The organism is Filobacillus milosensis (genome assembly GCF_004402015.1).
GTDB lineage: Bacteria > Bacillota > Bacilli > Bacillales > Alkalibacillaceae > Filobacillus > Filobacillus milosensis.
Window position 1 is genome coordinate 244,470 of sequence record NZ_SOPW01000003.1, and the last position, 24,187, is coordinate 268,656.

The window sequence follows — 24,187 nt, forward strand, 5'->3', positions numbered from 1 at the left end:
TAATTATTAAAAAGAGGTATTTTATTCTTTAGGTAATTAAAGTCACAATATACTATAAAAATGCTTGTAGTAAACAGTAATATAAAGTTTAATGATCGACTAGGTCACTAATCAAGTAAATTACCTTGAGATGGTATAGGGTAATTTTTAAAAAGTTTAGCCAGATGAAGCGTATTATATGCTAACATTTCTACATGTTTTTTAGTGAATTCATTTTGAGGACCTCGGCCGTCCATATACGAAGGTCCAGGGCCAGCTTCTCCAACCCAGTAAGCATCAACATTGGGCGGTATAACAAACCCTATATGTGAAAGTCCATATAATATAGAGGCTGCCGCATGTTTAGCTCCATCTTCATTACCAGTTACAACAACTCCACCAACTTTATTATAATAAATGGATTGTCCCTTATTATTTGTTTCTCCACTACTTCCATATAATCTTTCAATCGCCAATGTAGCAAGACTACTCTTTTCACCGAGCCATAATGGTGTACCTATGATGATAACATCAGCATCTCTTACCTTTTCAAAAATTTGTGGCCATTCATCACCTTTCCCCATATCTCCACTAATCCCTCGATAAATATTATAATCCGCTAATCGTACGGTTTCTGTTTCAACATCTTCTTTTGAAAGAATGTCTAAAACCTCATCTGAAAGTGCTTCTGTGTGTGATTGCTCAGAAGACGATTTTAATGATGCATTTAGAACTAAAGCTTTAATAGTTGTCATAGTATCACTCCTTGATTAACAAATTGCCTGATAATCCTCCTTTTAAACAATTAATTATAAGTTTGTAATTTAAATTACAGATTATTATAACTATTTTATATACTCTTGGATTACTTAGAAGGAGGAGTGATTTATATGAATGGAACAAAAATTAATTATAAAAGGATAATAGTAACAGGAATTGTAGGAGGAATTATTGGCGGTGTTATATTTGGTGTTATGATGCAAGTGATGGGGCGAATTGAGATGATTGCTTCTATGATGGGAAGTCAATCACTGTTAGTTGGTTGGATTATTCACTTAATGATTAGTATTATTTTTGGTATAGGTTTTGTGCTACTAACAACAGTAACTAAACTTAATTTAATTCTATTAACCATTTTATATGGGGCCTTAATATGGATTATTGGACCATTAATAATTATGCCAATGATGATGGGTGTGGGGACTAATTTGGCTAATGCTTTTAGTTCTGATCAACTCATGAGTTTGATGACGCATATTTTCTTTACAGCTATTGTTGCATTAGTCGTGTATTTTCGAACAAGAAATAATTAAGAGAAAGACCTGAGCTATACAAAGCTCAGGTCTTTCTATATTCACATTTCATGTAACGTTTTGTTAGCTAAATCTACGTTAATTGAGAAAAAACGAACATTTTTCTTTATTAAACCCTCTTTTTTAAGTTGGCTAATGATTGCACTAGTAGTCTCACGTGTTGAACCTATCATATTTGCTATATCTAAATGCGTTAATTTCATTTCGATAGATTGCCATTGATCTTTACGTTTACCTGTTTTTTCACTTAATTTTAATAAAAGGTATAATATACGGTACCTGACATCACCAAGCGCAAGCTTTTCACTCATACTATAAGTTTCTTTTAACCTTGAAGAGAGAATGTTAATAAACTTTAGAGCCAATTTGGGATTTTTCTCAAGGAAATTTTCAAATTCTTCTTTTCCTAATATACATAGATGAGAGTCAGTCATTGCTTCTGCGTAAATGTTATCGTCAGTTAATGATAAAGTAGAGGTTTCCCCAAATACGTTTCCATCAAATAAAATATCGACAGTGAATTCTTTACCTTCACTATTTATACGATATAGCCTAACTTGTCCCTGCTTTAAAAGAAATAGGGATTGCACTGGTGATAAGGGATCTAGTATTTTAGTACCTTTTTTAATGGGCTTCATATGACTGGCTTCATCAATAATTTTTAATTCATCTATTGGTAATTCATCAAATAAACTAATCTGAGATAAGAGCATTAATTTAGAGTCCATTTCAGTCACCCTTTTAACTATATTTGTTTCATTATACTAAAAAATATAACTCAAAGTGTAATAAATAAAGCATGAGCTGTATATGTTTTTAGCTCATGCTTTAAACGTATCTATTAAAATTATGCTTTAGTCCAACTTGGAACCATTTCTATATCTGCAGCTTCTAATGACGTGTAGATTGGGCACCTTGAATCAACGATTTTTTGAAGTTCTTGAATTCGTTCGATTTTTTGAAGTTCTTGAATTCGTTCATCAGACTCACTTGTGGACACTTTAGCATTCACAAATATTTTTTGAAAATATGGTCTAACTCCTTCTTTTCCCATCATTCCATTTGGGTCAAGTTCACCTTTAACTTCAAATTCAATACCTTGTAAATCAAAATTAATTTCTTTGGCTACCATATTAGCAATAACATTTTCACAACCAGCTAATGAAACCAATAGTGTGCCAAGTGGATTAGCACCTTCGTCTCTACCTCCCATAGAAGATGGTTCGTCAATAATTATTTGATGATCTTTGGAATGCCCCACTGTTTGCATGCCTTTAGCACTAGCTTTAATTTCTTCTACCATTGTAGACATATTGATCACTCCTCTTAATAGTAGTGTTTGATTGTTACATGTTATATTCTAACCATTTTGATGAAATTATGATGTAATTTAAATTACATAGAAAATATTCGCTATATGAAAGATAGATTACTTAGTTTTGTGATTTTATCCCTTAAAGTTATATTTATAAGTGAGAAAAGCTATTAAATATTGGAGCTTAAAAGTAAATGGGGTTATAAATTAGTACATGGGTAACTTATACAGAACCAGACGTTTATTATCTAGTCTGACTGATACAGAAATTAGAGATCAATGCGGTAAAAAGGTGGGGGACTTAATATAAATGCTAGTTTATAATATGAAATACAAATGGAAAACTAGGTACTGTCCCAAAGGTATTGATGAAGTTTATAGAATGGTCTTGTTAATTATAAGAGGTGATCTAATGGAAAATTTATTGTTTGTTATTAATAGTTGTAAAAGATGTCAACGTTCAATAAATTACTTAAAAAAACACAACATAGATTTTGAATTAGTAAATGTTATAGAGGAAGATGCATCTAGGTACAATCATATTTTAATAGATCAACCTTTACCTTTGTTGTTGAGGGAAGCTACAGTATACTCGTTTGAGGAAATTTTAAGGTTATAAATTATAAATGCATGTTGATAAACTAAAACATTATCTATATAATTTTACTAAATTAGAGAGGGTGTGAGTACTTAATTATGGGTGCACGAATTCAGATGATTGATTCAGATGAAGCGGAAGGTAAATTAAAAGATCTTTATGATAAGTTTAATGGAAAGATGGCTAATATACTAAAAGTACATTCTTTGAATCCAAAATCATTAGAGGCTCATTTGGAATATTATAAAGTAATTATGTTTGGTAAATCACCCCTATCACGATCGGTTAGAGAAATGATAGCTACCGTTGTATCTGTAGAAAATGAGTGTTTTTACTGAACTGAACACCATGGGGCGGCGCTCCATATGTTAACTAAAGATGAACTTCTAGTGAAGCAATTAAAAAAAGACTACAAACTGGCTGATTTAGATGATAAAACCATTGCTATTTTAACGTATGCAGTAAAATTAACTCTAAAACCGCATAGTGTTACAGATGAGGATGTAATTGAATTAAAGGAGTTTGGGTGTTCAGATTTAGAAGTACTTGATGTTTGTCAGATTGCTTCGTACTTTAATTTTGTAAATAGAATAGCAGAGGGACTAGGTGTCAAATTAGAAAAAGATTTTTACTATAATTCTTAAATTGATATTATCTTTCTTCATTAAATAACGAATATGCTGGTTCACCATGATTTACAACTAATTAAATGCATATATTTAAAAATTATATTATTATCTCTAATAATTAATCAATACATGAGAGCCACAACAAAAATGTTGTGGCTCAATCATTTTCTAAATATTATTGAACGATTCTCATATTTAATTCTAGATCCTTTACATACGCTAGAGGTAGTAGAATTTTCTCAAAGTCAAATTCACTAAGTTCCATATTGTTACGAACTCTATTTGGTAAATCTGGGTTGGCTAATGCGCTAGTGCCTAATGATATTAAGTCTGCTTCATTATTCTTTAATAACTCTTCAGCTTTGTCAGGGTTACCTAATTTTCCATTAGCGATTACCGGTAGATTTGAGAATTCTTTTGCAGCTTTTGCTAATGTGCGCGAATTTTCACCAAAGGAAGGACTAGTTGCATCACCATCAGTAACATGAATATAGTCTAAAGAAGTCTTTCCAAGCTCTGAGAAAATATATTCAGCTTCTTTTTCACCTTCAGCCCATTTGTGATCAGGATCAGATACTTTTATTTGGGAGATACGAATGCCTACGATGAAATCTGAACCTACTGCTTCACGGATACTACCAATTATCTCTAAGAAAATTTTTAATCGGTTTTCTTTTGAACCACCATATTGATCATTACGGTGGTTTAAATAATCAGTTAAAAATTGATCTAATAAATAACCATTTGCCCCATGAATTTCAACACCGTTGAAACCGGCTTTTTTAGCACGGACAGCACTCTTTACGAATGAGTTTGTTACTTGTTCAATATCTGTAATAGTCATGGATTTAGGTGTTTGAAATGCTCCTGAACCACCATAAAAACCTAATTGCTCTCCTTTTGGTGGAATATTTGAAGGAGAGATTGTTTCATTTGTATATGCATTATCTTGACTTTGTCCACCAGCATGCATAAGCTGTGCTATCATTATTGAACCGTGTCTTTGAACAGCTTTAACCACTGGTTTCCAAGCATTTAAATGTTCTTCTGTCGCGAGCCCAGGTTGATTTTCATAACCTTGACTGTAACTTTCATCTAGATAAATACCTTCAGAAATTATCGCACTAAATCCACCTTTAGCGTAGCGCTCATAATACTTTTGCATTGTTTCGTTGGCTTTTCCATCTTGATTAGCACTTATTCTCGTCATAGGCGCTACAATATAGCGATTATTTAAGTTTATATTTTTTAACTTAAATTCGGAATAAAGAGTATGATGTGTCATTATTTACATCCTTTCTTCAAATCTTTCTTAATGAATGTTATAAGAAGATTATCTTCAATTCAAGATTTATGCTTATCATTAAATTACTCAAATAATAGTTTGGCTATCGATATGGAACTTTATTCGAAGTAGTTCAGTCTAATCAGAAAGCATGTAATAAAATAATTCCATGGGAAGATGAACAAATCAATCAAACACCAAAGACGTATGAGCATTCGTTGAATTTGAAAAAGGGGAAATATTATTTTACATTAAATAGCTAAGTGTATGTATATTAGATGCGAAAAGTTTTTAATTAATTCTGCTTGGGTTAATAGAGGAGGCGAGCAAGAAGTTAGACTTGAATGCCAACCTAATAAAGAATAGATCAAGAATAGGTTATGGGCGAAGAGATCAAATAGACGTTCAAAATTGTTGTCTATTATTCGTAAAGGAAATGTGTTTGAAATACTTAGTTAAAACATTGTCGAAGGATCTTAACTTTCATGTAGTGTAAATAGTTGGGCCTAAAAAGAGCACTTACAAGATGACTATAAATGACCAACTAAGTTCAATTATATCTGAAATAAATGACATGATTAACTATTAAAGAAGTCATATATTCCAAAAGTAGGAATTATTAGCATAATTAAAATACTAAAGAATAAAAATAATATATGTTTCCAATTGTTTAACCTTAGAATACTTGCATTAGTAACAAACCAAATCATTACAAAACCTATTAACACGTAGTTATCTAACGGAAGTAAATAAATATCTTGGTTATTCAATAAATTCTGATTAAAATTAGACATTAATATACTGGACCAAATAAAAAACATCCATAAGAATGTAGCAACATTGCCTAATAAAAAGTTAATTATAACAAATAGAGTAATACTTATTAGACTAAAGTGTTTATTTAGTTTGTTTAACAATAGATTCTTTCTAAATTCTAAAATAACTGCGATAATTATGCTGATTAAAATGTAGAAAAATGACTTTGCTAATGTATTAATAATTTCAAATTCTATATATATTATTGTAATTACCAACCATAAGACATGCGGAATATAAAAATAGATTTTTCTCATTTTTCTTCTCATCCTTTCTAATATAATATCGGAAAAAATATAAATACCTTCACAACATATGACATAATCAACGTTATGAGCTTAACTAACTTATAAATCAAAGAATAGGTTAAAAGCCTATTCTTTTTTGCGTTTAATACCTTTCCTAATTTTCTAAAAAGCACTAAATAACTTGGGATTTTATGTTAAAATAAATGAAAGTTTGTGAAGAAATGTACTTAAAGTAACGGGGCAGAAGAGTTGAAGAAGGATATATAAAAGGGGGATGGAAATGTTTAAAAAATATCCATTTTTAATACTGCTTGTTTCAATTTTATTGGTAGCATGTAATAATCAAACGGTGGATAAAGCTTTGAATTCTGAACTTCTTAATGGGGTTAAGGAAAGTATAAAAAGTGAACATAAAGTTGAAACATTATATGCAAATGATAATACCCCTTTGGTTAAAGTGAATAAAGAAAAATGTAACGATGTAACAGGAAAAGACATTCCTATTCACTTAAAAGATATTTGTAAAATATACGATGAAATAAAACCTTTAACAAGACAAGAAAAAGAGATGTTATATCAAGAAACTGCTGCGCTGGCAGTTCGCTATACCTTTCATAGTGAAGAAAATATTGATGGAGAGATTGGGGAGTATGGAGCATATCTCCTCCATAACTACTTGAGCTGGCGCATAAATGCAAAACCGAATGCTCAAGGGAAGACTAAAAGTTTAAAACGAATACAAGATTTTGATAAGTTTTTTAAGATAACAGAAGAGCGCATCTTAATTGATTACAAAAATAATCAGTCGTTAGGTGATGCAATTGAATACGATATTCAAGTGGTATCTCGAATGAAAGATTTAAATTTAGAAACGTCGTTTAATGACTGGGCGAACGAAACAAAACAAGTATTTAGAGAAGCATTAAATCTTTATGAAAATGGAGCAGAAAAGGAAGCTTATATAAGATATGTCAAAGGGTTAAAAAGAATCTATGACATGTATGTTACTATTCCTTCACATCCTGTAACAAACCGTATTGGGGGCTAGAATGATATGACTATTAAACCTGGAGGCTGGTTACTTTGTATACTCCTAATGATATTTTTTAATGTATTGTTCTTTGTTGAAGTATCAACTTATTCTTTTCTTCCTCCAAGTAAAGGGGGAATGAGCTTTCTGGAAAGTTTTAGACATGTTTGGTATAGCTCACTGTGGTTTTATGGGAGTTCAATTACACTCATTGTATTTTTGAGTATGTTGTATGTGAAGTTCTTTAAAAAAAGTTAATTTACTTTCTTAAGCTATTGGGGGCATTAGTTTAAGAAGTAAGGTTCGTGTTGATCGACTAAAAGGCAGAATAGTTGAAGAAGATTTGGTACATTTTTCTTTAATTATTAAGATATAGACAATGTTAAAATTACCTTAGAAAGGTTGAATTTTATGTCTATACAGAAGTGCCTAAACTGCGGTAAACAATTTTCGTGGAAGGAAGTACAAAAAAATACAATAGAGTGTCAGAAGTGTGGTACTGCGCATACTGTTACCATGAAAACTAGGTCTTTATTTGCTCTTTGTGCTGGAGTGATAGTTTTGATTATCGATTTAAATATATTGTTCACAGTAATTGGGATTATAGCTATTGGACTTCTCTATCCCTTTTTCGCAAAATACAAAGTTAGACAAAGCAATAAATAAAATTTTTTAACTAATGTTGAACAATGAATAGGCGGGACATGTTGAAGAAGGAAAACACCTTTATAATATGGATATAAGTTATATTTTAGGTAGTGAATTATCGTATTCACAATAAATGGTGCCCTTTACACTAGTATTTGAAGTTATTTTTTAACTCTAATAAATTATATTATTTTTTAAAAAGGTTGATGACGTTGAACAACAAGAATGCGATATTGGGCTTACGAATCTTAGCATATTTCATTGATTTCTTTCTGGTATGTCTTTTATTAATGGGAATGGTATTAATAATAGGTATTGATAAATTGAATAATAACGTTTTCCTTGCTATAACGATTTTCTTTATTCCGATAATCATTTACCTGTTAAAGGATATAGCAAATGGAAAAAGTGTTGGGAAAAGATTAATGGGAATAAAAGTTGTAACTAAAAACAGTCGTTTTACTTCTTTTAAATATATTTTAAGGAATGTATTTTTATTAATCTGGTTTGTAGATTGGGTCTTTATTCTATTTACTAGAAATAGAAGACGATTAGGGGATATTGTTTCTGGTACCATCGTCGATTATGATAATGTAACTTAAGAATATAAAATTTTTCAAACTTGAAGATCGACAATGCATACAGACATGTGTAGTATCTAATGTAGTTAAAGTTAAACTGAGCAACGTAAAATAATTATCGTTGCTCTTTTTAATCTAGAAATACTTTTTATAAAATGCTTTTCTCAATTCTCCGCTTAACTGAGCGTAAATTCGAGTTGTTTCACTCTTTTCGTGACCCAATAAACTTTGAATAACATCGATCGGTGCTCCATTATTTAATAAATGGGTAGCATAACTGTGACGTAGTTGATGAGGATAAATCGTTTTATTAATACCAGCACGTTCTGATATTCGTTTTATGATGTAGCGCATCTGTGCAATGCTCATACGATGCGGTGATCGTTCGGTTACAAATATGGCTGGATCATTATCGGACCTAGTATTTAGGTAATTATTTAACCAAATATCACACCGCGTATTAAAATAGACTTCTCTTTCTTTATCTCCCTTACCACGCACAATAGCAGAATAACTTCCCCAGTTAATTGCATTTCGATCAAGTGAGACAATCTCACCAATTCGACATCCAGTTGAAAACATAAATTCAAATAATGCTTTTTCCATTGGACTTAAACAGGCATCACGCAAATGCTCAATTTCTTTTTCAGTTAGGAATTTTGGGATACGCTTACCGACTTTAGGCTCTTTAATTTTACTTGCTGGATTGCTATTAATGATTCCAGTTTCATGTGTCCAACGAAATAACGATCGGATAAATCGTATGCGATGAGATAAACTGGACGGTTTTAAATCTTTACCTGAGTCAGATAAGTATTGTTTTAATAGTTCGGTGGTAATGTCTTTTACATTGATATCACCCAAATATTTAACAAGTAATTTGGTTTGAAGTTGATAAGCATTTAGAGTGCTAAGGGAATAACCTTCAATTCTTTTATCAGCTTCATAAGATTTAGCAACTTCCGATAATAACATAAAATCCCTCCAATTGGATATATAATTAAGGCTTTCCCAAATCCAGATGAACATTAACTTTTAAATAGTACCATTCAGATTATGGAATTTAATGTTAAAATGGGTAACAAGAATAATTACAGTTGAAACGAGAGAAGGATTTGATGAACAATGGATAAAAAAATAACCGAGCTAACATTATTGTTATTGTACATAACTTCTTGGAAAGAAGATGATTTACCTAACGATATGAGAAGAAGTTGGAAAGGTTATCCTTTTGAAGCTTTAAATGATTTGATGGATCAGGATTTTATCCGAGGAAGTTATAAAGCGAAATCAACTTATTTAACAGAAGAAGGCATAAAAGAGGCAGAAAAACTAGTTGAAAAATACTTAAGTGATGATAAGTAAGAATTGAAATTTACTCTTTAACTAAAGGGGCAGAAGAGTTGAAGAAGTTTAATCTTTATTTTAATGAGAACGTCTAATCCATAAAAGGGGAATACGCGATGAAAAAGTGGGTTTTGATTTTCTGTGTTTTAATGTTAAGTATTGTCGGATGCGGTAAACAGGATGTTGCTGAATCGTATATAAACACTACATTCATAGTCAAAGAACGAATCGAAGATACTTTTGACTATAAAGTAATAAACGAAATCGAGAATAAAAATTCAGCACAAAATATAATTAATATTTTCAAAAATGTTAAATGGGAAACAAATACAGAGAGAAGGATGGCTACTGAACCTGATTACCGAATGAACAATTATGCAATATGGATTACTCCAAACGGTGATAGGTTAGAGATTATTAATAAAGACAACAGTAATTATGTGCGTTTAACTCAAGAAAAATCAGCAGAATTATTTAAGGTAATGACTAGAAATGAACTCAAATCCAGATAACCTTTATTCAACAAACGGAGGCAATAGCTGAATAAGCGACCTACATTATTGTTGAGTTGTATAAAAGATTTTTCGAATCACTTGATTATTACATAATGGAGATAGAAACCCATTGTTGATTTTGTAAAAGGGAGGATAAGATGAATCCATTATTATTAGAGATTCCATTATATTTAGAGACAGAGAGACTATTTTTACGAGCACCCAATCAATCAGGAGACGGCAGTATTGTTAATGAGGCAATAAAGAATTCTATTAATGAATTAAAGGATTGGTTGCCTTTTGCGCAGACAATTCCTTCTGTGGAGGAAACTGAGGTTATCTGGAGAGAAGCTTATATAAATTTTTTGAAAAGAGAAAGCCTACGTTTTCTAATTTTCCATAAAGATACTAATGAATTTATAGGAGTAACAAGTTTCGAGGGGTTAGACTGGGACATCCCAAAATGTCATGTTGGTTATTGGATTAATACAAAATTTAGCGGTAACGGATATATGTTAGAAGCAGTAAATGAATTAACTGAATTAGGCTTAAATCAAATAAAATTTAAAAGAATCGAGATTAGATGTGAATCCACTAATCTAAAGAGCCGATCTATCCCCGAAAGGTTGGGGTATAGTCTAGAAGGGGTTTTAAAGAATGAGGATTTATCAGCAGATGGTACAAAATTAACTGATACATGTATATATGCTAAAATTCCTAATTAATAATGAACGGTATTTAATTTTCGGGAAATGTATTTTCGAATACCAAATTAAAGTGAGCAGTTTATCTTACAAAAGGGGAATAAACACAATGAAAAAGTTTTATGTAGCATCAAGCTTTAATAATAAAGATACAGTACGTAGGGTTAGTAATGAATTAATAGATAAGGGGTTCATGCTAACATATGATTGGACGAAAAATGAAAGAGCCTCAACGCTAGAAGATCTACAAGAAATAGGTCAGCAAGAAAAAAAGGCTGTCATGGAAGCAGACTTTATTATTGTTTTATTACCAGGAGGGAAAGGAAGTCACATTGAGTTTGGTCTGGCTTTGGCGCAAGGAAAAAGAATTTATTTATATTCATCAAATGACGAAGTAAATAAGTTTGAAACCACGAGTACGTTTTATCACTTATCAGAAGTAGAGATATGTATTGGTTCTGTTAATAATTTAATACATACTGTGACAAATAGCCAAACACTCTTGAACTAACTGGGGGGCGTTAGTTTAATAAGGACTTTGCTCCTTGATCCACTAACGGGGCAGGATAGTTGAAGAAGGATTAAAAAGTCTTACTGAATAATTACTGATGAAAGTGTCAAACAGTAAGGTTAAGGAAGTGAATTTTGTGGACACCAATGAAATTAATTCTATTAAGAATAAAATAAAGGATGTTCTCAACGCTTATAACTTCAAAGAAGTAATAATCAATGATGATATTGTTTATGAATACAAAGACCAGTATTACAAAGTTACTTATGTTGCAGGTTTAAAAGCATTTGTTTTAGAATCAGCAGAAAATTATAGTGATGCCGTTATAAATGTATATGAAGATTTAGATATATTTCCTTTAGCTTTAGGGAGTAATAATTTGATTGAACAAATAAGTAAGGACTTGAAAAAATATTATTTATAAAAGCCTTTTTTATCCCTGTTTAATGGCGTTTTTTTGAAGGAAATTTATTTAAACTAACTGGGGGCAATAGTTGAACAAGGCGATCAAGAAAATTGGTCGTCTTTTATTATATCAAATAAAATTATTGGAATATTATGTTAAAATAAAGTTGAATATAATTGTGATTCGTTGAGCGGAGGATTTATATGCTTAAAAAAGGGATTCTTTTGGTATTGATTTTATTTGTATTATGTTCATGTCAAAAAGAGGACAACGACAATCACAGCATTCAAAACAATGCTCCATCTGTTATTGAGAATGTTGTTGATAGAAAGTCAACAATTAATAATGATAAAGATCAAATAAGTGAATCTTGTGCGGAAAATAGTTACGCCTCCAATAAAAATACCGTTAAAATCTATTTTAGATGTACAGAATTAGATATTTACCCATTATCAGTTAAACCAGTATTACGTGATATGACCAAGGAAGAAACACTTAAAAATCAGGTTATATTCGCTATTCAACAAGTGTTAAAGGGTCCTACACATGAAGAAATAGAAAAAGGTTTTTCCTCAACGTTTAAAGATGATACTTCAGATATGTTAAAAGAAATTAAATGGCAGGAAAATGGTCATTTAATTGTTAACTTTACTGACTTCTCAAAGATTGTCCCAAATGCAAGTACATCAACGGGATCTTCTTATATGATGGCTTCCTTGAACTCAACAATTTCACAATTTAAAGAGGTTCAAACGATTGAATATCAATTTGATGGTAGTTGTGAATCATTTTATGAGTGGATTCAAGTAGGTCCATGCATGGATTATATAGCAGACAATTATCGAACAGAGAATGAAGGTTTAAAAGATGATCATAAGTTAAATAAAAGTGAACTTCATTTAACTGTTAATGATGTTGTTGACTTTGAATATTTAGAAAGAAAAAATGCCGAGCTTAGAGTAGCTGAATATATGAGCTATGAAAAATATTTAAAATTATTTGCTGATTCTTTGAATACCTCAGGTGGAATATCACCGGATCGGAAAATGCTTGTCATACAAGTTTATTATCCAAATGGATATAAACATCCCAAGGCAGGATTTATGAAAAACTGTCTTGCGACTGGTATTTATGATGTTGAGACGAAGGAGTATTTAGGAGGAACCTTTGAATCATTAAGCAGTGAAAAGTAAATAAAGTGTTAAAGATTTAATGAAAGAACGGGGGGATGACTTAATGAAAAAAATTGTATTAATAGCTACCTTGATAGGTACCTTACTGTTATCAGGGTGTAATAATAAGACAGTTACTAATGATAAACATTACCAACAAACCATAGAACAGCTTCAACAAGAAAATCAAAAATTAAAAGATAAGAACACATCTTTACAAAAAGAAACAGAAAACAACGAGGAAGAAAAGCAAGCCTTCATTAATGCTAATTACTTTAGTTATGCTTTTATTTCAGCAATGATTCGAGGGGATGCTGAAGAGCTAAATAAAATGTCTACCTCTAACACAGAATTTTTCAGCGATTATTTTAAACAACACCTTAAAGATGGAAGAACTGGTGAAATAAGCCTTAGTAATATGCAAACAGAGGCATTTAAAGAACATAATATCATCATCCAAGTTCATGGATATGCATATACACCTTCGAAAAACACAATAAACATTCGGTATGGAATTTATCCAAAAAACTCATCAGTTTTTTGGGTGAATATAAGTTTAAAACAAGATGGGAAACAGTGGATAGTAGACGGACTAAATTTTGGGGCGTAACATTTTATTAAACTAACAGGGCGTTAGTTGAAGAAGGTTAAGGTCGATTCATTAAAATAAATATATCTTCAAAAATTATCTGTTAGTAATTGCTACATATGGGAGGGGACTTAATATATGCTTATAAGATTTCTGCTTATTTTTGTAATATTATTTTTGATTACAGGATGCAAGCAAACATTTCCTTCATTATCTGAAAATGAACAATCCTCCCAATCTCAGGATGAACAAATAGATTTGGAAGATAAATCATCTCAAACTCAAAACAAGCATGATGAAAGGGGCATGTCTAAAAAAAGCATAAGATTAATTTTTAATCCTGTTTCTGTTGATGAATTAAGTAGTCAAAATCCTAAAAAGAATTGGAAAAAATCAAGGAAATCTCACTTGGTAAAGTACAGAAACAAGTTCCATCTCTGGAGTTATACACTGAAAAGGAAAACCACAAGCCATTCACTGATGGTAATGTTTATGCATTTATAAATTTCAAAGATAGTGTTAATTTCATTGGAAATGTTAGTCCTTCTTATGGACTTGATGACATTGAAATTAAAACAATTTCAGAGGAGTTTGGGGACCTTTTCTTAATTGCGGGAATAGGAACTAAATTTACTGGTTGGGCGACAATTGGCTATAATGTAGGCGAAGATAAACTCGTTCAATTCAATACTAATGGCAAACAAATCATGGTTGAATTAAATAAGAATAATCAAGAAAAACTTGTAGGAATTATTAAGGGAGTTCACCTTAATCCACCAAATTTATTTGTTTTCCGTTGGGCAAATGATACCTTGGAGGTGTCTAATATCAATGAGTCAATGGGCTTTCAAAATGGGTATGTTGCTTTAGAGCAATCAGATGGAAAATGGTTATTAAAAGTAGGTTCGTTATCACAAAAAAACAGTGAAAGCTATTATCAGTATAAGGGTGAGAAGTTAATTCGAATTGAATAATGTTTAGTTTTATATTACATAAGTGTATTACTAACAAGCGGTTGTTTTATGTTGTATCGTGTACGTGAGTAAAAAAGCGGTTATTAAGTTGATCGCTTTTTTATTTTGTCAATAAATTATTGGAATATTATGTTAACATTGATTAAGAAGTATTTTTATTAAAAAAGTAATAGGAGTGATTGATATGACGCATAGAAAAGGTCGGACACTCCCGATTTCATTATCAATTATCATATTGGTAAGTACAGTCATTGTTTTTTATTCTTATTATAGCCATTGGGAAGATGAAGTTTTGGCTAGTTCCAAAGGCATGATTGAAGTAGTCGAAGAACAAGAAGGACATAAAACAAGGGATTGGAAAACAATAATTCACCAAGCGCAAAAAGATGTCGTTCAATTAGAAGCTATTGGACCAATCGAGCATAATTATGGTTCGGGTTTTGTTTATAATCAACAAGGCGATGTTGTAACAAATGCTCACATTGTGGAAAACGCTGATGATATTTTTATAAAAACATCTGATACGTCGACTTACCCTGGAGCGTTAATCGGTATAGACGAGACTCTCGATGTCGCTTTAATTCGTGTCCCTCAACTGGCTAATCAAGGAACTTTAGATATTGATCCATCGTTTGAACCTCACATTGGGGACAACATTATTGCGGTTGGTTCACCACATGGACAACATAATACCTTCACGGATGGAATTATCTCTGCAAAAAATCGTAGCTTTACTTTAGAAAATTACGAATATAAAAATCTATATCAAGTATCTGCAAATATTTCTCAAGGCAATAGTGGTGGTCCTTTAATACATCGTGATAGTGGGTTAATCATAGGTATTAATTCCGCTGCAACCATTGAAGGGAATTCAGGGTTTACGATTCCTATTTCACAAGTTTACGAGCGTATTCAAATGTGGTCTGATAAAGCAGATGATGAGGAGTTAAATTATGATGGTGACCTTAACCATCAACAATCATTAGATCCTCAATCTCTACAAAAAAAAGCTAAGTATTTAATAAATTACTACTACGAATCATTAAATGTGAGGGATTATCTTTCTGCTTACTCTCTATTAGGAAGTCATGAACAAATCAAAAGAACTTATCAAGAATTTAGAGAATTAAATGTTCGCTCGATAAATATTGATATTGTAAATCAAATGGAGGTAGAAATTATAGACAATGACCTGGTTGTATTAGTGGTTTCAGCTGATCATTATATACGAAAAGATGCCGAAACAATGGAAGTATACCGTTTTAAAACAAATTATGAAGTTGGGTTTGAAAATGACCAATTAAAAATTTTATCACTTGAAAGACAACTAATATCTAAGACAGAGCAAAAAGTAAAAGAAAATAAAAATGAAGAATCTTAGAGCAATAGGTGGTACATTAAAGCTTTGTGGAAGATATTGATGGGGGGAGCAGTCATGAAAAAGATATTAAACCTTTTCATCATTTTGTTTCTATTGTCGATATTTCTAATGGGATGCATAAGTGATGAAAGTACAATCCAAAATCAAGATAACGTTAATCATTTTGATAAAGAAATTGAACAAGAAATTAATCAATTAAAAAATGAAATAGTTCAATTAAAGAACAAAATAAATGAAAAGGATAAACAACTGTTAAAGTTAGAGGAACAAATTCATACAAAAAATACACAAAATGATTGGTCGCAAACTCTGAATAGCCGTAGAATTGATATGTTAAGTCAAATAGTAATGAATCAAAAAATTGTTACTGTCAGACAAGCAATCATTAAAGATGTAAATAGCAATGGTGAAGATGTAGGAATTACTTTGGACTGTGCCCAACTAATACATGACGAAAATGCACCAAATGGCATCCGCGTTAAAAATGAAAATGAAGAAACTGTCAAAATTAGAATTAATAAAAACCTTGCAAATTTATACATATTAAAAAAACCACATCAAATCAGTTCAAGTAATTTTCAAAACTTAAAAGATCATATTCAAGACTTTAGATTATTTAGCCTTTATTTTGTTGAAGATGAATTGGTATTAATTAAAGAAGAACAATTACCATAATTGAGTTTTCATTAAGAAATATATTTTATCTTCAACTAACTGGAGGCGTTAGTTAAAGAGGCAAATCATGAGTTGATCGACGATCATAGGTAATTTAATGGAATAATCTCCCTTTAAAATGATTACTGTGTTAAAATGAGAATGTACGTTCGTGAAAGGGGAGGTTAGATGTTAAGAAACCAAGAAGATGTTGTAAAGTTAATTCAAAAAGATGATAGAATGATGGAAATAATTAAGGCTGCGAGTAAACTGAATTTGCCAGATTGGTGGATATGTGCAGGATTTGTACGTTCTAAAATTTGGGACACATTACACGGCTTTGAAAAAAGAACTAGTATTCCAGATGTGGATGTTATATATTTTGATGATAAAAATATAGATGAGATGACCGAAAAAAATTTGGAAACAGAATTGAGAGCAATTCTGCCTGATATACCTTGGTCTGTTAAGAATGAAGCAAGAATGCACATTATAAATGATATTCCACCTTATATTTCTTCAGAGGATGCTATTTCCAAATTTCCAGAAACAGCAACAGCCCTTGGAGTGAAAATAAACAAGAATAACAAACTCATTCTCACAGCACCTTGCGGTATAGAAGATGTATTAAATTTAGAGTTGAAGCCGACACCATATTTTAAAGAAACGCAAGAACGAGTTGCAATTTATGAGGAAAGATTATTTAAGAAAAATTGGAAAGCTATATGGCATAAAATTCAGGTCCACCATACGACATAGGTGAATAACTTGTGTCAGTGTCCTTAATGGTTAAAAACATTAATGGTTGCACAGTGCCTCCAATCACATTGGTGGCATTTTCTATTTTATAAAGGAGAGTGGAAAATTTGCTAATTAAAAATGACGATACAAATTTATTTGAAGATGTGCATGCTCATGTAAAAGAAAGTGCTGAAAATTTAGGTTCCAGTGGCGGCGCTCTATTTATTATCCAAAACGACAAAATCGTAACAGAGTCTTATTTTGGTAAACAGTCGCATGCTAAACGTGCTCGAGATGTTCAAGCAGACAGTCAATTCCACATTGCCTCTGTAAGAAAAGCTTATATTGGTTTTGCTGCTTCTTACTCTATTTACAATGGCTACTTTTCCATTGATGATCCGATTCGAAAGTTTGTTGAAGACTCTCATTTATCCGCATATGAAGGTGTGACCATTCGACACTTATTAACCCACACACATGGACTAAGAATAGTTGATGGTAATCTAATAAGTGAATATAAACCTGGTGAATCATGGGCATACAGAGGACCCAGTATTGACTTGCTGACAACGATCATCAAAAAAACAACGGGACAGTCCGTTGCTGATATTGTTAAAGAGCAGGTCTTTGAGCCACTTGGTTTTCAATCGACAGAATGGATTAAGATGAGTCAGCCTCATTCAAAAATTGTTGACACTATTCGAGATGCAGATAACCCCTACTGGACGGAAACGGATGTAGTAGATGGTTCAGGAATGAATATGTATGTGTCTGCAAAAGAGCTTGCCTTGTGGGGCTACCTTCATTTAAAAGAAGGGAAATGGAGAGGGAAACAATTAATTCCTAGAGAAATCATTCAAATGGCAACATCCATTCAGACTCCTAACCCGAGACTACCTATACATAAGAATGGATTTTTATGGTTTGTTAAAGACACAAATCATTCCTTTAACCAAATAGGTGATAAAGTACCAAAAGATTCCTATCAATTACTCGGATACACAAATGTAGCTCTGCTCGTTATTCCAGAGGAAAACCTAGTAGCAGTAAGAATGTTCAACCGATATGGTTCATCTCAAGGATTCGATTATCTCAACAACATTCGGGCTTTTGGTGATATTGTTTACGAATCTTCCAAAAAACAAGTTCACCTCAATAATAGTAGGTATTCCAAATAATTAAGTTATTCTAAAAGCTACTTGAAAACAAGGAGAAATCTTAATGGTTACATATGATAAAACATTATTAGAATTAGTCCAGTTTGATGAAAGTGATGTTCCAGGTTTAATTGACCTTTCAGCATCAGTTGGCTGGGATTATGATGAATATGAAATTGGAACTATTATGTCATCAGGTAAAATATTTGGACATAAAAATTCTGAGGGGGAAATTGTATCAAGTGCTGCAATAGTCCCTTATGATACTAGCTTAGCTTCAATTGGAATGGTAATTGTTAATGGAGAATATAGAGGATTGGGTTTAGGAAAAGAAGCGACTCAAACATGTATAAATTCTGTTTCAAGTGACATTTCAATAATGTTAATTGCAACTGAAGACGGAAAACACCTCTATGAAAAGATGGGTTTTATAACTGTTGATCAGGTGCATAAGTTTATGTGTGATAACTATACAGCTAACAAACATTTAACCAACAGAGGTGTTAACATTGAAAATATAAATGAGAGAGAAATAAATAAAATTATTAATTTAGATAAGACTGCTTTTGGGGACAAAAGACATAATTTTCTTAAACACAGAATTAATCAATCTGAGCAATGTTTAGTGGTTAAAGATAACAAAGGAAACATTATTGGTTTTGGTATATCTATATTAGGACCTATTAATTTGATTATAGGACCTATTGTAGCACCAGATACTCAAACTGCAGCTTTGATACTAGATAGACTAGCCTTTGGACATCAAGGAAAATTAAGGATTGATGTACCTTCAGGCAATGAAACATTCATGTTATCCCTTGTGCAGAGTGGTTTTACAAAAGTAAGTAACCCACCGATAATGATGTTAAATTCCACTAAGATGCCAACAAGAAATAATAAGTTATTCGGAATTGCTGCCCAAATATTTGGGTAACAGAAATAGTTCTAATTATTCTTGCGTGGTAGTATCTTTCTAAAAAACATAAATTTGTGAACAAATGTACTTAAAGTAATTGGGGGCGTTAGTTTAATAAGGATATATTTCGCGTTGATCAACTAACCAGGATAGTTCAAGAAGGGTAACCCAATAAGAAATGTAATAATAAATTTTAAAAATTTGAAAATGGGAGATTTTTAATGAATGAAGAGTTTGTAAAATCTTTATACAAATCCATAATTGAAGAAAATATTGAACTATACAAAGATTTATTTGAAACAACTAATCCTACTGGCATAACTGATGAATACTTTGAAGAAGTTTTAGGGTTATATCAATCCCTGAATAAAGACCACAAAGAGATTTTCTTCAAAATCATCGAACAAACAATGATTGATACAGTTTCAAATACACTTGGAATAATCGACGGAAGTTCTACACTTATAGACAGTACATTAGAGCCGAAATTGCTTCTCGATTCAAAAAATACTGAAGGAGAACTTCAAGATTGTTTTCTTGAGTTCATTGAAAAGAATGAACTAAATAAATAGTATATATCACTAATAAGCTTGTTCTGCTAACGGGGGCTTTCGTTTAATAAGCTTTTTCAAGTAAGGGGGATTATGGTGAAGAAGATTTTGGTTATTTCTGTGTGTATGTTATCAATACTTTCCGTTTGGTTCTATTTTTATGGTAACCCGACGAACACACTTGAGGGAGCTATTAAAAAGGAAATGCCGTATTACGATAAAAGAGAAATCATTCATATAGAAAAATTAAATGAATTTGCACTTGTAATATCTAAAGCAAACCCAGATGACTTAACAAGCGAAAACTTGAATACAACACACTCAATCCCAACAATTAGCACATTTGTTGGTAATGATGAAGAAGGATGGAGTATATTAAACTCTGGATGGAGAGACACCTTGAATCCAAATGATGATTTAACTTATTTCTTAAGATTTCTTCCTGGAGATAGAGGAGTAATTACTTTTGGTAATATCAATAACCCAGAAATTAAAACGGTCAAAATGAAAATCAATAATGAATTTGTTCAGACAAATATTGTTAAAGATTCATATGGTAATAAATATTACTTCTTAATCCATGATTTTGAATCACAACCAAATGTAAAAGGTTTTTCTAAAGACGGGGGGTTCATTTACGAAACAAGAAGTCACATTAGCAGATTGCTATGGTTAGGGTTATCATAAGGGGATTTTCTATTTTATATATAATTCTTATTAAGCTAATTGGGGGCAATAGTTGAATAAAGAAGTATGATCCTTGATCAACAAAATGGGGAATTGTTTAATAAGAGAAAAAGAACATTTACATATTGAAATACTCAAGTGAATTTTTGGGAAAGGTGGATTATCATGTTTATCCCTAAACATTATAAAGTTACAGATTTTGAAGAAATCAGAGAATATATTCAGAGGAACTCTTTTGGCACCATCGTAACGACAAAGCAAGGAAAACCTATTGCCACTCATTTGCCTTTGGAGTTACATAAACAAGGTGATGACTACTTTATTACTGGACATATGGCATATGCAAACCCTCAATGGAGAACGTTTGAGGATGAAAATGAAGACGTCCTTGTTATGTACCAAGGTCCACATGCTTACATTTCATCATCTTGGTATAAGTCTGAAGATGTACCCACATGGAATTATCAATCTGTCCATATATATGGAACAGCGAGTATTATGAATGAACAAGAATTGCAAGAAGACCTTAAACTACTATTACAAAAATATGAACAACATCGTAAAAATCCAGTTCTATGGGATAATCTTTCTTCTCAAACGAAAAAACAAATTAAGGGTATTGTTGGATTTAAAATTAAAATGCAGGAAGTTCAAGCTGCTTATAAGTTAAGCCAAAATCAAAATAAAGATGATTATCATAACATAATTGATAACCTAAATGAGGAAAAAGATTTACATTCTAAGGACTTAGCAGAGGTGATGAAAAATAGAGAGTGATTCAATAATTCCCATATAATCAGAATGTATATAATTGTACTTAAAGTAAATGGGGCAATTGTTGAAGAAGGAAATCTACATCATAAAGGGAGGCAAAATATGAAACATCGATATTTTGTATTACCTATTGTTACTACAACAATTTTGGTATTGATTGGGATTGTATTCTTTCATTGGTTAAACCAGCCAATAAAGGGTAATGACTTTACTAAAATGACGATTTATATGAACTGGGATAATGAAGGACCATTCGTAATTACTGATAAAGATGTTATAGAGAGCTGCATTAAGAAAATCAATTCGAGTCCAAAAAAGGATATAACTAAAATCGCATTTGAACAAGGACCTGATGGAAGAATTATCTTTGAAGGAAAGAAAACTGTTGAAGTTAAAGTTTTTAGCTATGGTGGTAATGTAGTTACAGATAAACATCTTATCAATACTGGCTTTAATCTTGAAAATATAATTACAAAAGAATAGCCTTCTTCAAGTAAATGGAGTTGAAAACAATGAAATATAATGAATTTATTAACCTTGATAACTGGATAGGTGGTTTCTACGAGCTATCTATTGAATTTCACCCAGTTGGAGACGACAAGAGATTGAACGATGCACTTAAATCACTAGAAAAAAGTAATGTTATAAATGGGATATGGAAAGAACAAGAAGATTATCAAAAGAAACGAGTTTCATTACCGATAGAAATTGAAGAAGATAGTGTGAATCAATATTATGGAACACTTCTTATTTCTGATGGAAATACTTTGCCTTGTGTTATTACTATCATTAGAGTTGATGTTGAGTCTGATTGGTTGGATGTATCTATACCACAGGCTGCGTTTGAAAAAGCATATCCTTATAAATATCCCCTAACTGAAAATCTAAATCCTTGGTTAAATGAAGTAGCTGAAACCTTTATTAAGTTGGCAGAAATCATATATGAACAATCCCCTTTTGATTTAGCAATGATCGGTGAGGAAATATCGGGTTATACGAATCAAGAAGATATAACACTGGAACAATTAAAGAAATCAACTTTTATCATACCGATAGTTCTTCAAAAACGACTTGAAACCCAAGAACAAGGAGAAGCACTTTCGAATGAGCTAAAGTTGTTCCGTTAATGCTTTTTTCCTTTTCTAATACAATTACCCTTACGAAAAACAGCATATGTCTTATTAAATTAACGGGGGCTTTAATTAAATAATTGATAAACGTTTTTCAGATGAGGAGGAAGTTAAATGTTCGAACTTGTTGGGATGTTTTCATTTATTATATTACTATTAATCGTAATTGCTTTTTTCTTTTTCAGCTCTGTCAAATTTATAGAACCAACTACAACACAAATGCAACTTTTCGGTATTCATTTAACACTATTTGGTGGACTCTTGTTACTTAAAAACCTATTGTGGACAGGTTTTTTAATTATGATATTAGGATTATTTATCGGTGTATATGCCAGTTTTAAAGATAATGATTCAGTTAATCAAGTTGAAGAGAATACAAATCAGATAAGTGGCTAGATATTGTTCAACTATAGGGGGCAATAGTTGAAGATGGGTATTTTGCTTGTTTCGTAGGCGTATTATTAAAGGGGGAAATTATTTATGAGTAAAAATTTTCAATCTTTATCCATTATAATTTTAGGGTTGTGTATTCTTGGCGGGAGTTGGTTTATCTCTCAATCATTAATTCCCAATCAAGAAATAGAAATAAAGACACAACAAGAAGAACAGTTTAGATATGAATTTTTATCTCCAAATGAAAATAATATCATCATATTTGATAAGCAGACTGGTGATTATTGGAGAAAATTTATTGCATCAAATGAAGGACCAAGTAATTGGGAGAAGCAAGACACACCTGTTTCTACTATTTCAGAATAACGCAACATAACATTAAGCTATATGGGGCAAGAGTGGAACAACATTGAGTATGAGGGGGCATTTATGAAAAAAGTATTACTATCTTTTGTAGGCGGACTATTAATTGGAGGTATAATCTCATACTTATTCCTGGATAACAATGATTCAAATTATGAAATTAGAAATTATTATGGAATCGATTCTAAGCAAGTTAAAGAATGGGATTTTGAATTTATCTTTAATTCAGGGATTATAATAGCTGGAATATCTTTTATAATCTATTTAGTTTGGACATTTATTGAAAAGAAAACAAAGCATTTATAATAATATCTTATTAGGCTAACGGGAGCAATAGTTAAAGAAGGCGATCTACAATTTGATCGCTTTTTATTTTGTCTAATAATTTTTTGGAATATTATGTTAACATTGAACTAGAAGATTTTGTGCTAACGGGGCAGTTTAGTTGAAGAAGAATTAAGGGTGTTGTTAAGCAAAAAAATACATAAATATAAGGTGAAAAAATGTTAAAAATTTCAACAGATAGATTAATAATTAGAGATCATATTGAAGAAGATCTTTATCCGATGCATGAATTACTATCTAGCCGAAAAGAAATGTATTATTTACCTGAATTAAGAACAACCAGCATCGAAGTAATAAATCAAAATTTACAGGTTGCAATAAATGAATCAAAAACGAATAAAAGAAGCAAATTCTTTTTTGCCATTATCGATAAAAATACAGGAGATTATATTGGTGAAATAGGGTTTATAAGAAAGAGTAAAAGTATCTTTGGGGATATAATGGAATTAGGATATT

The 24,187-nt window shown here is 31.4% G+C and carries 31 protein-coding genes; 26 read left to right on the forward strand and 5 right to left on the reverse strand.

Annotation, left to right across the window (positions count from 1 at the left end; genetic code table 11):
* Positions 1–107: 107 nt before the first annotated feature.
* The gene (locus tag E3U55_RS04400) at positions 108–734 is read right to left on the reverse strand and encodes a flavodoxin family protein (RefSeq protein WP_134339117.1); all 627 of its coding nucleotides are present in this window, start codon (positions 732–734) and stop codon (positions 108–110) included.
* Positions 735–869: 135 nt separating this feature from the next.
* Here E3U55_RS04400 and E3U55_RS04405 point away from each other — a divergent pair, with 135 nt between their 5' ends.
* On the forward strand, positions 870–1,292 hold the full coding sequence (locus E3U55_RS04405; RefSeq protein ID WP_134339118.1) for a hypothetical protein: 423 nt from the start codon (positions 870–872) through the stop codon (positions 1,290–1,292).
* 41 nt (positions 1,293–1,333) lie between these two features.
* On the opposite strand, the gene E3U55_RS04410 is transcribed toward E3U55_RS04405, so the two are convergent.
* Both E3U55_RS04410 and E3U55_RS04415 read right to left on the reverse strand, forming a co-directional pair.
* Positions 1,334–2,020, reverse strand: a complete 687-nt coding sequence (locus E3U55_RS04410) for a Crp/Fnr family transcriptional regulator (protein ID WP_134339119.1) — start codon at positions 2,018–2,020, stop codon at positions 1,334–1,336.
* 119 nt (positions 2,021–2,139) lie between these two features.
* Positions 2,140–2,604: an OsmC family protein gene (locus tag E3U55_RS04415; RefSeq protein WP_134339120.1), complete on the reverse strand. Its 465-nt coding sequence runs from the start codon at positions 2,602–2,604 to the stop codon at positions 2,140–2,142.
* A 699-nt stretch (positions 2,605–3,303) separates the two neighbouring features.
* On the opposite strand from E3U55_RS04415, the gene E3U55_RS17885 reads away from it, so the two are divergent.
* The gene (locus tag E3U55_RS17885) at positions 3,304–3,849 is read left to right on the forward strand and encodes a peroxidase-related enzyme (protein WP_323740400.1); all 546 of its coding nucleotides are present in this window, start codon (positions 3,304–3,306) and stop codon (positions 3,847–3,849) included.
* Between the two features lie 160 nt (positions 3,850–4,009).
* Here the strand turns inward: E3U55_RS17885 and E3U55_RS04430 are convergent, their stop codons facing one another.
* Positions 4,010–5,119 (reverse strand): oxidoreductase, encoded by a 1,110-nt coding sequence (locus tag E3U55_RS04430; protein ID WP_134339123.1) that lies wholly within the window; start codon positions 5,117–5,119, stop codon positions 4,010–4,012.
* A gap of 1,344 nt (positions 5,120–6,463) precedes the next feature.
* On the opposite strand from E3U55_RS04430, the gene E3U55_RS04435 reads away from it, so the two are divergent.
* Both E3U55_RS04435 and E3U55_RS04440 read left to right on the forward strand, forming a co-directional pair.
* A complete protein-coding gene (locus E3U55_RS04435) occupies positions 6,464–7,231 on the forward strand; it encodes a hypothetical protein (protein WP_134339124.1) in 768 nt (255 codons plus the stop codon).
* Positions 7,232–8,073: 842 nt separating this feature from the next.
* Positions 8,074–8,463, forward strand: coding sequence for an RDD family protein (locus E3U55_RS04440; RefSeq protein ID WP_194840817.1), 390 nt, complete (start codon positions 8,074–8,076; stop codon positions 8,461–8,463).
* 114 nt (positions 8,464–8,577) lie between these two features.
* Here E3U55_RS04440 and E3U55_RS04445 read toward each other — a convergent pair whose 3' ends face one another.
* Positions 8,578–9,417: a tyrosine-type recombinase/integrase gene (locus tag E3U55_RS04445; RefSeq protein ID WP_134339126.1), complete on the reverse strand. Its 840-nt coding sequence runs from the start codon at positions 9,415–9,417 to the stop codon at positions 8,578–8,580.
* Positions 9,418–9,567: 150 nt separating this feature from the next.
* Between E3U55_RS04445 and E3U55_RS04450 the strand changes: the two genes are divergently transcribed.
* The 22 genes from E3U55_RS04450 to E3U55_RS04555 all read left to right on the forward strand — a co-directional run.
* Positions 9,568–9,807, forward strand: coding sequence for a DUF6429 family protein (locus E3U55_RS04450; protein WP_134339127.1), 240 nt, complete (start codon positions 9,568–9,570; stop codon positions 9,805–9,807).
* 98 nt (positions 9,808–9,905) lie between these two features.
* Positions 9,906–10,301: a hypothetical protein gene (locus tag E3U55_RS04455; protein ID WP_134339128.1), complete on the forward strand. Its 396-nt coding sequence runs from the start codon at positions 9,906–9,908 to the stop codon at positions 10,299–10,301.
* 140 nt (positions 10,302–10,441) lie between these two features.
* Positions 10,442–11,008 carry a GNAT family N-acetyltransferase gene (locus E3U55_RS04460; RefSeq protein ID WP_134339129.1) on the forward strand — a complete coding sequence of 189 codons (567 nt, stop codon included), beginning with the start codon at positions 10,442–10,444 and terminating at the stop codon, positions 11,006–11,008.
* A gap of 88 nt (positions 11,009–11,096) precedes the next feature.
* Complete coding sequence (locus E3U55_RS04465) at positions 11,097–11,498, forward strand: nucleoside 2-deoxyribosyltransferase (RefSeq protein ID WP_134339130.1); 402 nt, start codon at positions 11,097–11,099, stop codon at positions 11,496–11,498.
* 136 nt (positions 11,499–11,634) lie between these two features.
* A complete protein-coding gene (locus E3U55_RS04470) occupies positions 11,635–11,922 on the forward strand; it encodes a hypothetical protein (protein ID WP_134339131.1) in 288 nt (95 codons plus the stop codon).
* Between the two features lie 185 nt (positions 11,923–12,107).
* Entirely contained in the window at positions 12,108–13,097 is a 990-nt protein-coding gene (locus E3U55_RS04475; RefSeq protein WP_134339132.1) for a GerMN domain-containing protein, read from the forward strand.
* A 43-nt stretch (positions 13,098–13,140) separates the two neighbouring features.
* Entirely contained in the window at positions 13,141–13,686 is a 546-nt protein-coding gene (locus E3U55_RS04480) for a hypothetical protein (protein WP_134339133.1), read from the forward strand.
* 362 nt (positions 13,687–14,048) lie between these two features.
* Positions 14,049–14,639 (forward strand): hypothetical protein, encoded by a 591-nt coding sequence (locus E3U55_RS04485; RefSeq protein WP_134339134.1) that lies wholly within the window; start codon positions 14,049–14,051, stop codon positions 14,637–14,639.
* A 184-nt stretch (positions 14,640–14,823) separates the two neighbouring features.
* A complete protein-coding gene (locus E3U55_RS04490) occupies positions 14,824–16,020 on the forward strand; it encodes a S1C family serine protease (RefSeq protein ID WP_134339135.1) in 1,197 nt (398 codons plus the stop codon).
* Between the two features lie 54 nt (positions 16,021–16,074).
* The gene (locus E3U55_RS04495) at positions 16,075–16,695 is read left to right on the forward strand and encodes a hypothetical protein (protein WP_134339136.1); all 621 of its coding nucleotides are present in this window, start codon (positions 16,075–16,077) and stop codon (positions 16,693–16,695) included.
* 168 nt (positions 16,696–16,863) lie between these two features.
* The gene (locus E3U55_RS04500; protein ID WP_134339137.1) at positions 16,864–17,433 is read left to right on the forward strand and encodes a nucleotidyltransferase family protein; all 570 of its coding nucleotides are present in this window, start codon (positions 16,864–16,866) and stop codon (positions 17,431–17,433) included.
* Between the two features lie 107 nt (positions 17,434–17,540).
* Positions 17,541–18,593: a serine hydrolase domain-containing protein gene (locus E3U55_RS04505; protein ID WP_134339138.1), complete on the forward strand. Its 1,053-nt coding sequence runs from the start codon at positions 17,541–17,543 to the stop codon at positions 18,591–18,593.
* Between the two features lie 43 nt (positions 18,594–18,636).
* Positions 18,637–19,506, forward strand: a complete 870-nt coding sequence (locus E3U55_RS04510) for a GNAT family N-acetyltransferase (protein WP_134339139.1) — start codon at positions 18,637–18,639, stop codon at positions 19,504–19,506.
* Between the two features lie 203 nt (positions 19,507–19,709).
* Positions 19,710–20,060, forward strand: coding sequence for a transposase (locus E3U55_RS04515; RefSeq protein WP_134339140.1), 351 nt, complete (start codon positions 19,710–19,712; stop codon positions 20,058–20,060).
* A 75-nt stretch (positions 20,061–20,135) separates the two neighbouring features.
* Positions 20,136–20,726 carry a hypothetical protein gene (locus tag E3U55_RS04520; protein ID WP_134339141.1) on the forward strand — a complete coding sequence of 197 codons (591 nt, stop codon included), beginning with the start codon at positions 20,136–20,138 and terminating at the stop codon, positions 20,724–20,726.
* A gap of 165 nt (positions 20,727–20,891) precedes the next feature.
* Positions 20,892–21,503: an FMN-binding negative transcriptional regulator gene (locus E3U55_RS04525; protein WP_134339142.1), complete on the forward strand. Its 612-nt coding sequence runs from the start codon at positions 20,892–20,894 to the stop codon at positions 21,501–21,503.
* Positions 21,504–21,602: 99 nt separating this feature from the next.
* On the forward strand, positions 21,603–21,983 hold the full coding sequence (locus E3U55_RS04530) for a hypothetical protein (RefSeq protein WP_134339143.1): 381 nt from the start codon (positions 21,603–21,605) through the stop codon (positions 21,981–21,983).
* Positions 21,984–22,012: 29 nt separating this feature from the next.
* Positions 22,013–22,627: a hypothetical protein gene (locus E3U55_RS04535; protein ID WP_134339144.1), complete on the forward strand. Its 615-nt coding sequence runs from the start codon at positions 22,013–22,015 to the stop codon at positions 22,625–22,627.
* Positions 22,628–22,744: 117 nt separating this feature from the next.
* A complete protein-coding gene (locus tag E3U55_RS04540) occupies positions 22,745–23,026 on the forward strand; it encodes a hypothetical protein (protein ID WP_134339145.1) in 282 nt (93 codons plus the stop codon).
* A gap of 84 nt (positions 23,027–23,110) precedes the next feature.
* Positions 23,111–23,389, forward strand: a complete 279-nt coding sequence (locus tag E3U55_RS04545; RefSeq protein ID WP_134339146.1) for a hypothetical protein — start codon at positions 23,111–23,113, stop codon at positions 23,387–23,389.
* 63 nt (positions 23,390–23,452) lie between these two features.
* Positions 23,453–23,692, forward strand: a complete 240-nt coding sequence (locus E3U55_RS04550) for a hypothetical protein (RefSeq protein ID WP_134339147.1) — start codon at positions 23,453–23,455, stop codon at positions 23,690–23,692.
* Between the two features lie 197 nt (positions 23,693–23,889).
* On the forward strand, positions 23,890–24,187 hold a 298-nt coding region (locus E3U55_RS04555; RefSeq protein ID WP_134339148.1), incomplete at its 3' end, for a GNAT family N-acetyltransferase.

Bases quoted from the DNA above. Each gene is read 5' to 3' on its own strand.
- E3U55_RS04455 (WP_134339128.1), top strand. From the start codon at position 9,906: ATGAAAAAGTGGGTTTTGATTTTCTGTGTTTTAATGTTAAGTATTGTC.
- E3U55_RS04445 (WP_134339126.1), bottom strand. From the start codon at position 9,417: ATGTTATTATCGGAAGTTGCTAAATCTTATGAAGCTGATAAAAGAATT.
- E3U55_RS04405 (WP_134339118.1), top strand. From the start codon at position 870: ATGAATGGAACAAAAATTAATTATAAAAGGATAATAGTAACAGGAATT.
- E3U55_RS04480 (WP_134339133.1), top strand. From the start codon at position 13,141: ATGAAAAAAATTGTATTAATAGCTACCTTGATAGGTACCTTACTGTTA.
- E3U55_RS04475 (WP_134339132.1), top strand. From the start codon at position 12,108: ATGCTTAAAAAAGGGATTCTTTTGGTATTGATTTTATTTGTATTATGT.
- E3U55_RS04500 (WP_134339137.1), top strand. From the start codon at position 16,864: ATGTTAAGAAACCAAGAAGATGTTGTAAAGTTAATTCAAAAAGATGAT.
- E3U55_RS04540 (WP_134339145.1), top strand. From the start codon at position 22,745: ATGTTCGAACTTGTTGGGATGTTTTCATTTATTATATTACTATTAATC.
- E3U55_RS04495 (WP_134339136.1), top strand. From the start codon at position 16,075: ATGAAAAAGATATTAAACCTTTTCATCATTTTGTTTCTATTGTCGATA.
- E3U55_RS04410 (WP_134339119.1), bottom strand. From the start codon at position 2,020: ATGGACTCTAAATTAATGCTCTTATCTCAGATTAGTTTATTTGATGAA.
- E3U55_RS04450 (WP_134339127.1), top strand. From the start codon at position 9,568: ATGGATAAAAAAATAACCGAGCTAACATTATTGTTATTGTACATAACT.
- E3U55_RS04430 (WP_134339123.1), bottom strand. From the start codon at position 5,119: ATGACACATCATACTCTTTATTCCGAATTTAAGTTAAAAAATATAAAC.
- E3U55_RS04535 (WP_134339144.1), top strand. From the start codon at position 22,013: ATGAAATATAATGAATTTATTAACCTTGATAACTGGATAGGTGGTTTC.
- E3U55_RS04550 (WP_134339147.1), top strand. From the start codon at position 23,453: ATGAAAAAAGTATTACTATCTTTTGTAGGCGGACTATTAATTGGAGGT.
- E3U55_RS04510 (WP_134339139.1), top strand. From the start codon at position 18,637: ATGGTTACATATGATAAAACATTATTAGAATTAGTCCAGTTTGATGAA.
- E3U55_RS04400 (WP_134339117.1), bottom strand. From the start codon at position 734: ATGACAACTATTAAAGCTTTAGTTCTAAATGCATCATTAAAATCGTCT.
- E3U55_RS04525 (WP_134339142.1), top strand. From the start codon at position 20,892: ATGTTTATCCCTAAACATTATAAAGTTACAGATTTTGAAGAAATCAGA.
- E3U55_RS04515 (WP_134339140.1), top strand. From the start codon at position 19,710: ATGAATGAAGAGTTTGTAAAATCTTTATACAAATCCATAATTGAAGAA.
- E3U55_RS04415 (WP_134339120.1), bottom strand. From the start codon at position 2,604: ATGTCTACAATGGTAGAAGAAATTAAAGCTAGTGCTAAAGGCATGCAA.
- E3U55_RS04530 (WP_134339143.1), top strand. From the start codon at position 21,603: ATGAAACATCGATATTTTGTATTACCTATTGTTACTACAACAATTTTG.
- E3U55_RS04465 (WP_134339130.1), top strand. From the start codon at position 11,097: ATGAAAAAGTTTTATGTAGCATCAAGCTTTAATAATAAAGATACAGTA.
- E3U55_RS04545 (WP_134339146.1), top strand. From the start codon at position 23,111: ATGAGTAAAAATTTTCAATCTTTATCCATTATAATTTTAGGGTTGTGT.
- E3U55_RS04460 (WP_134339129.1), top strand. From the start codon at position 10,442: ATGAATCCATTATTATTAGAGATTCCATTATATTTAGAGACAGAGAGA.
- E3U55_RS04490 (WP_134339135.1), top strand. From the start codon at position 14,824: ATGACGCATAGAAAAGGTCGGACACTCCCGATTTCATTATCAATTATC.
- E3U55_RS04435 (WP_134339124.1), top strand. From the start codon at position 6,464: ATGTTTAAAAAATATCCATTTTTAATACTGCTTGTTTCAATTTTATTG.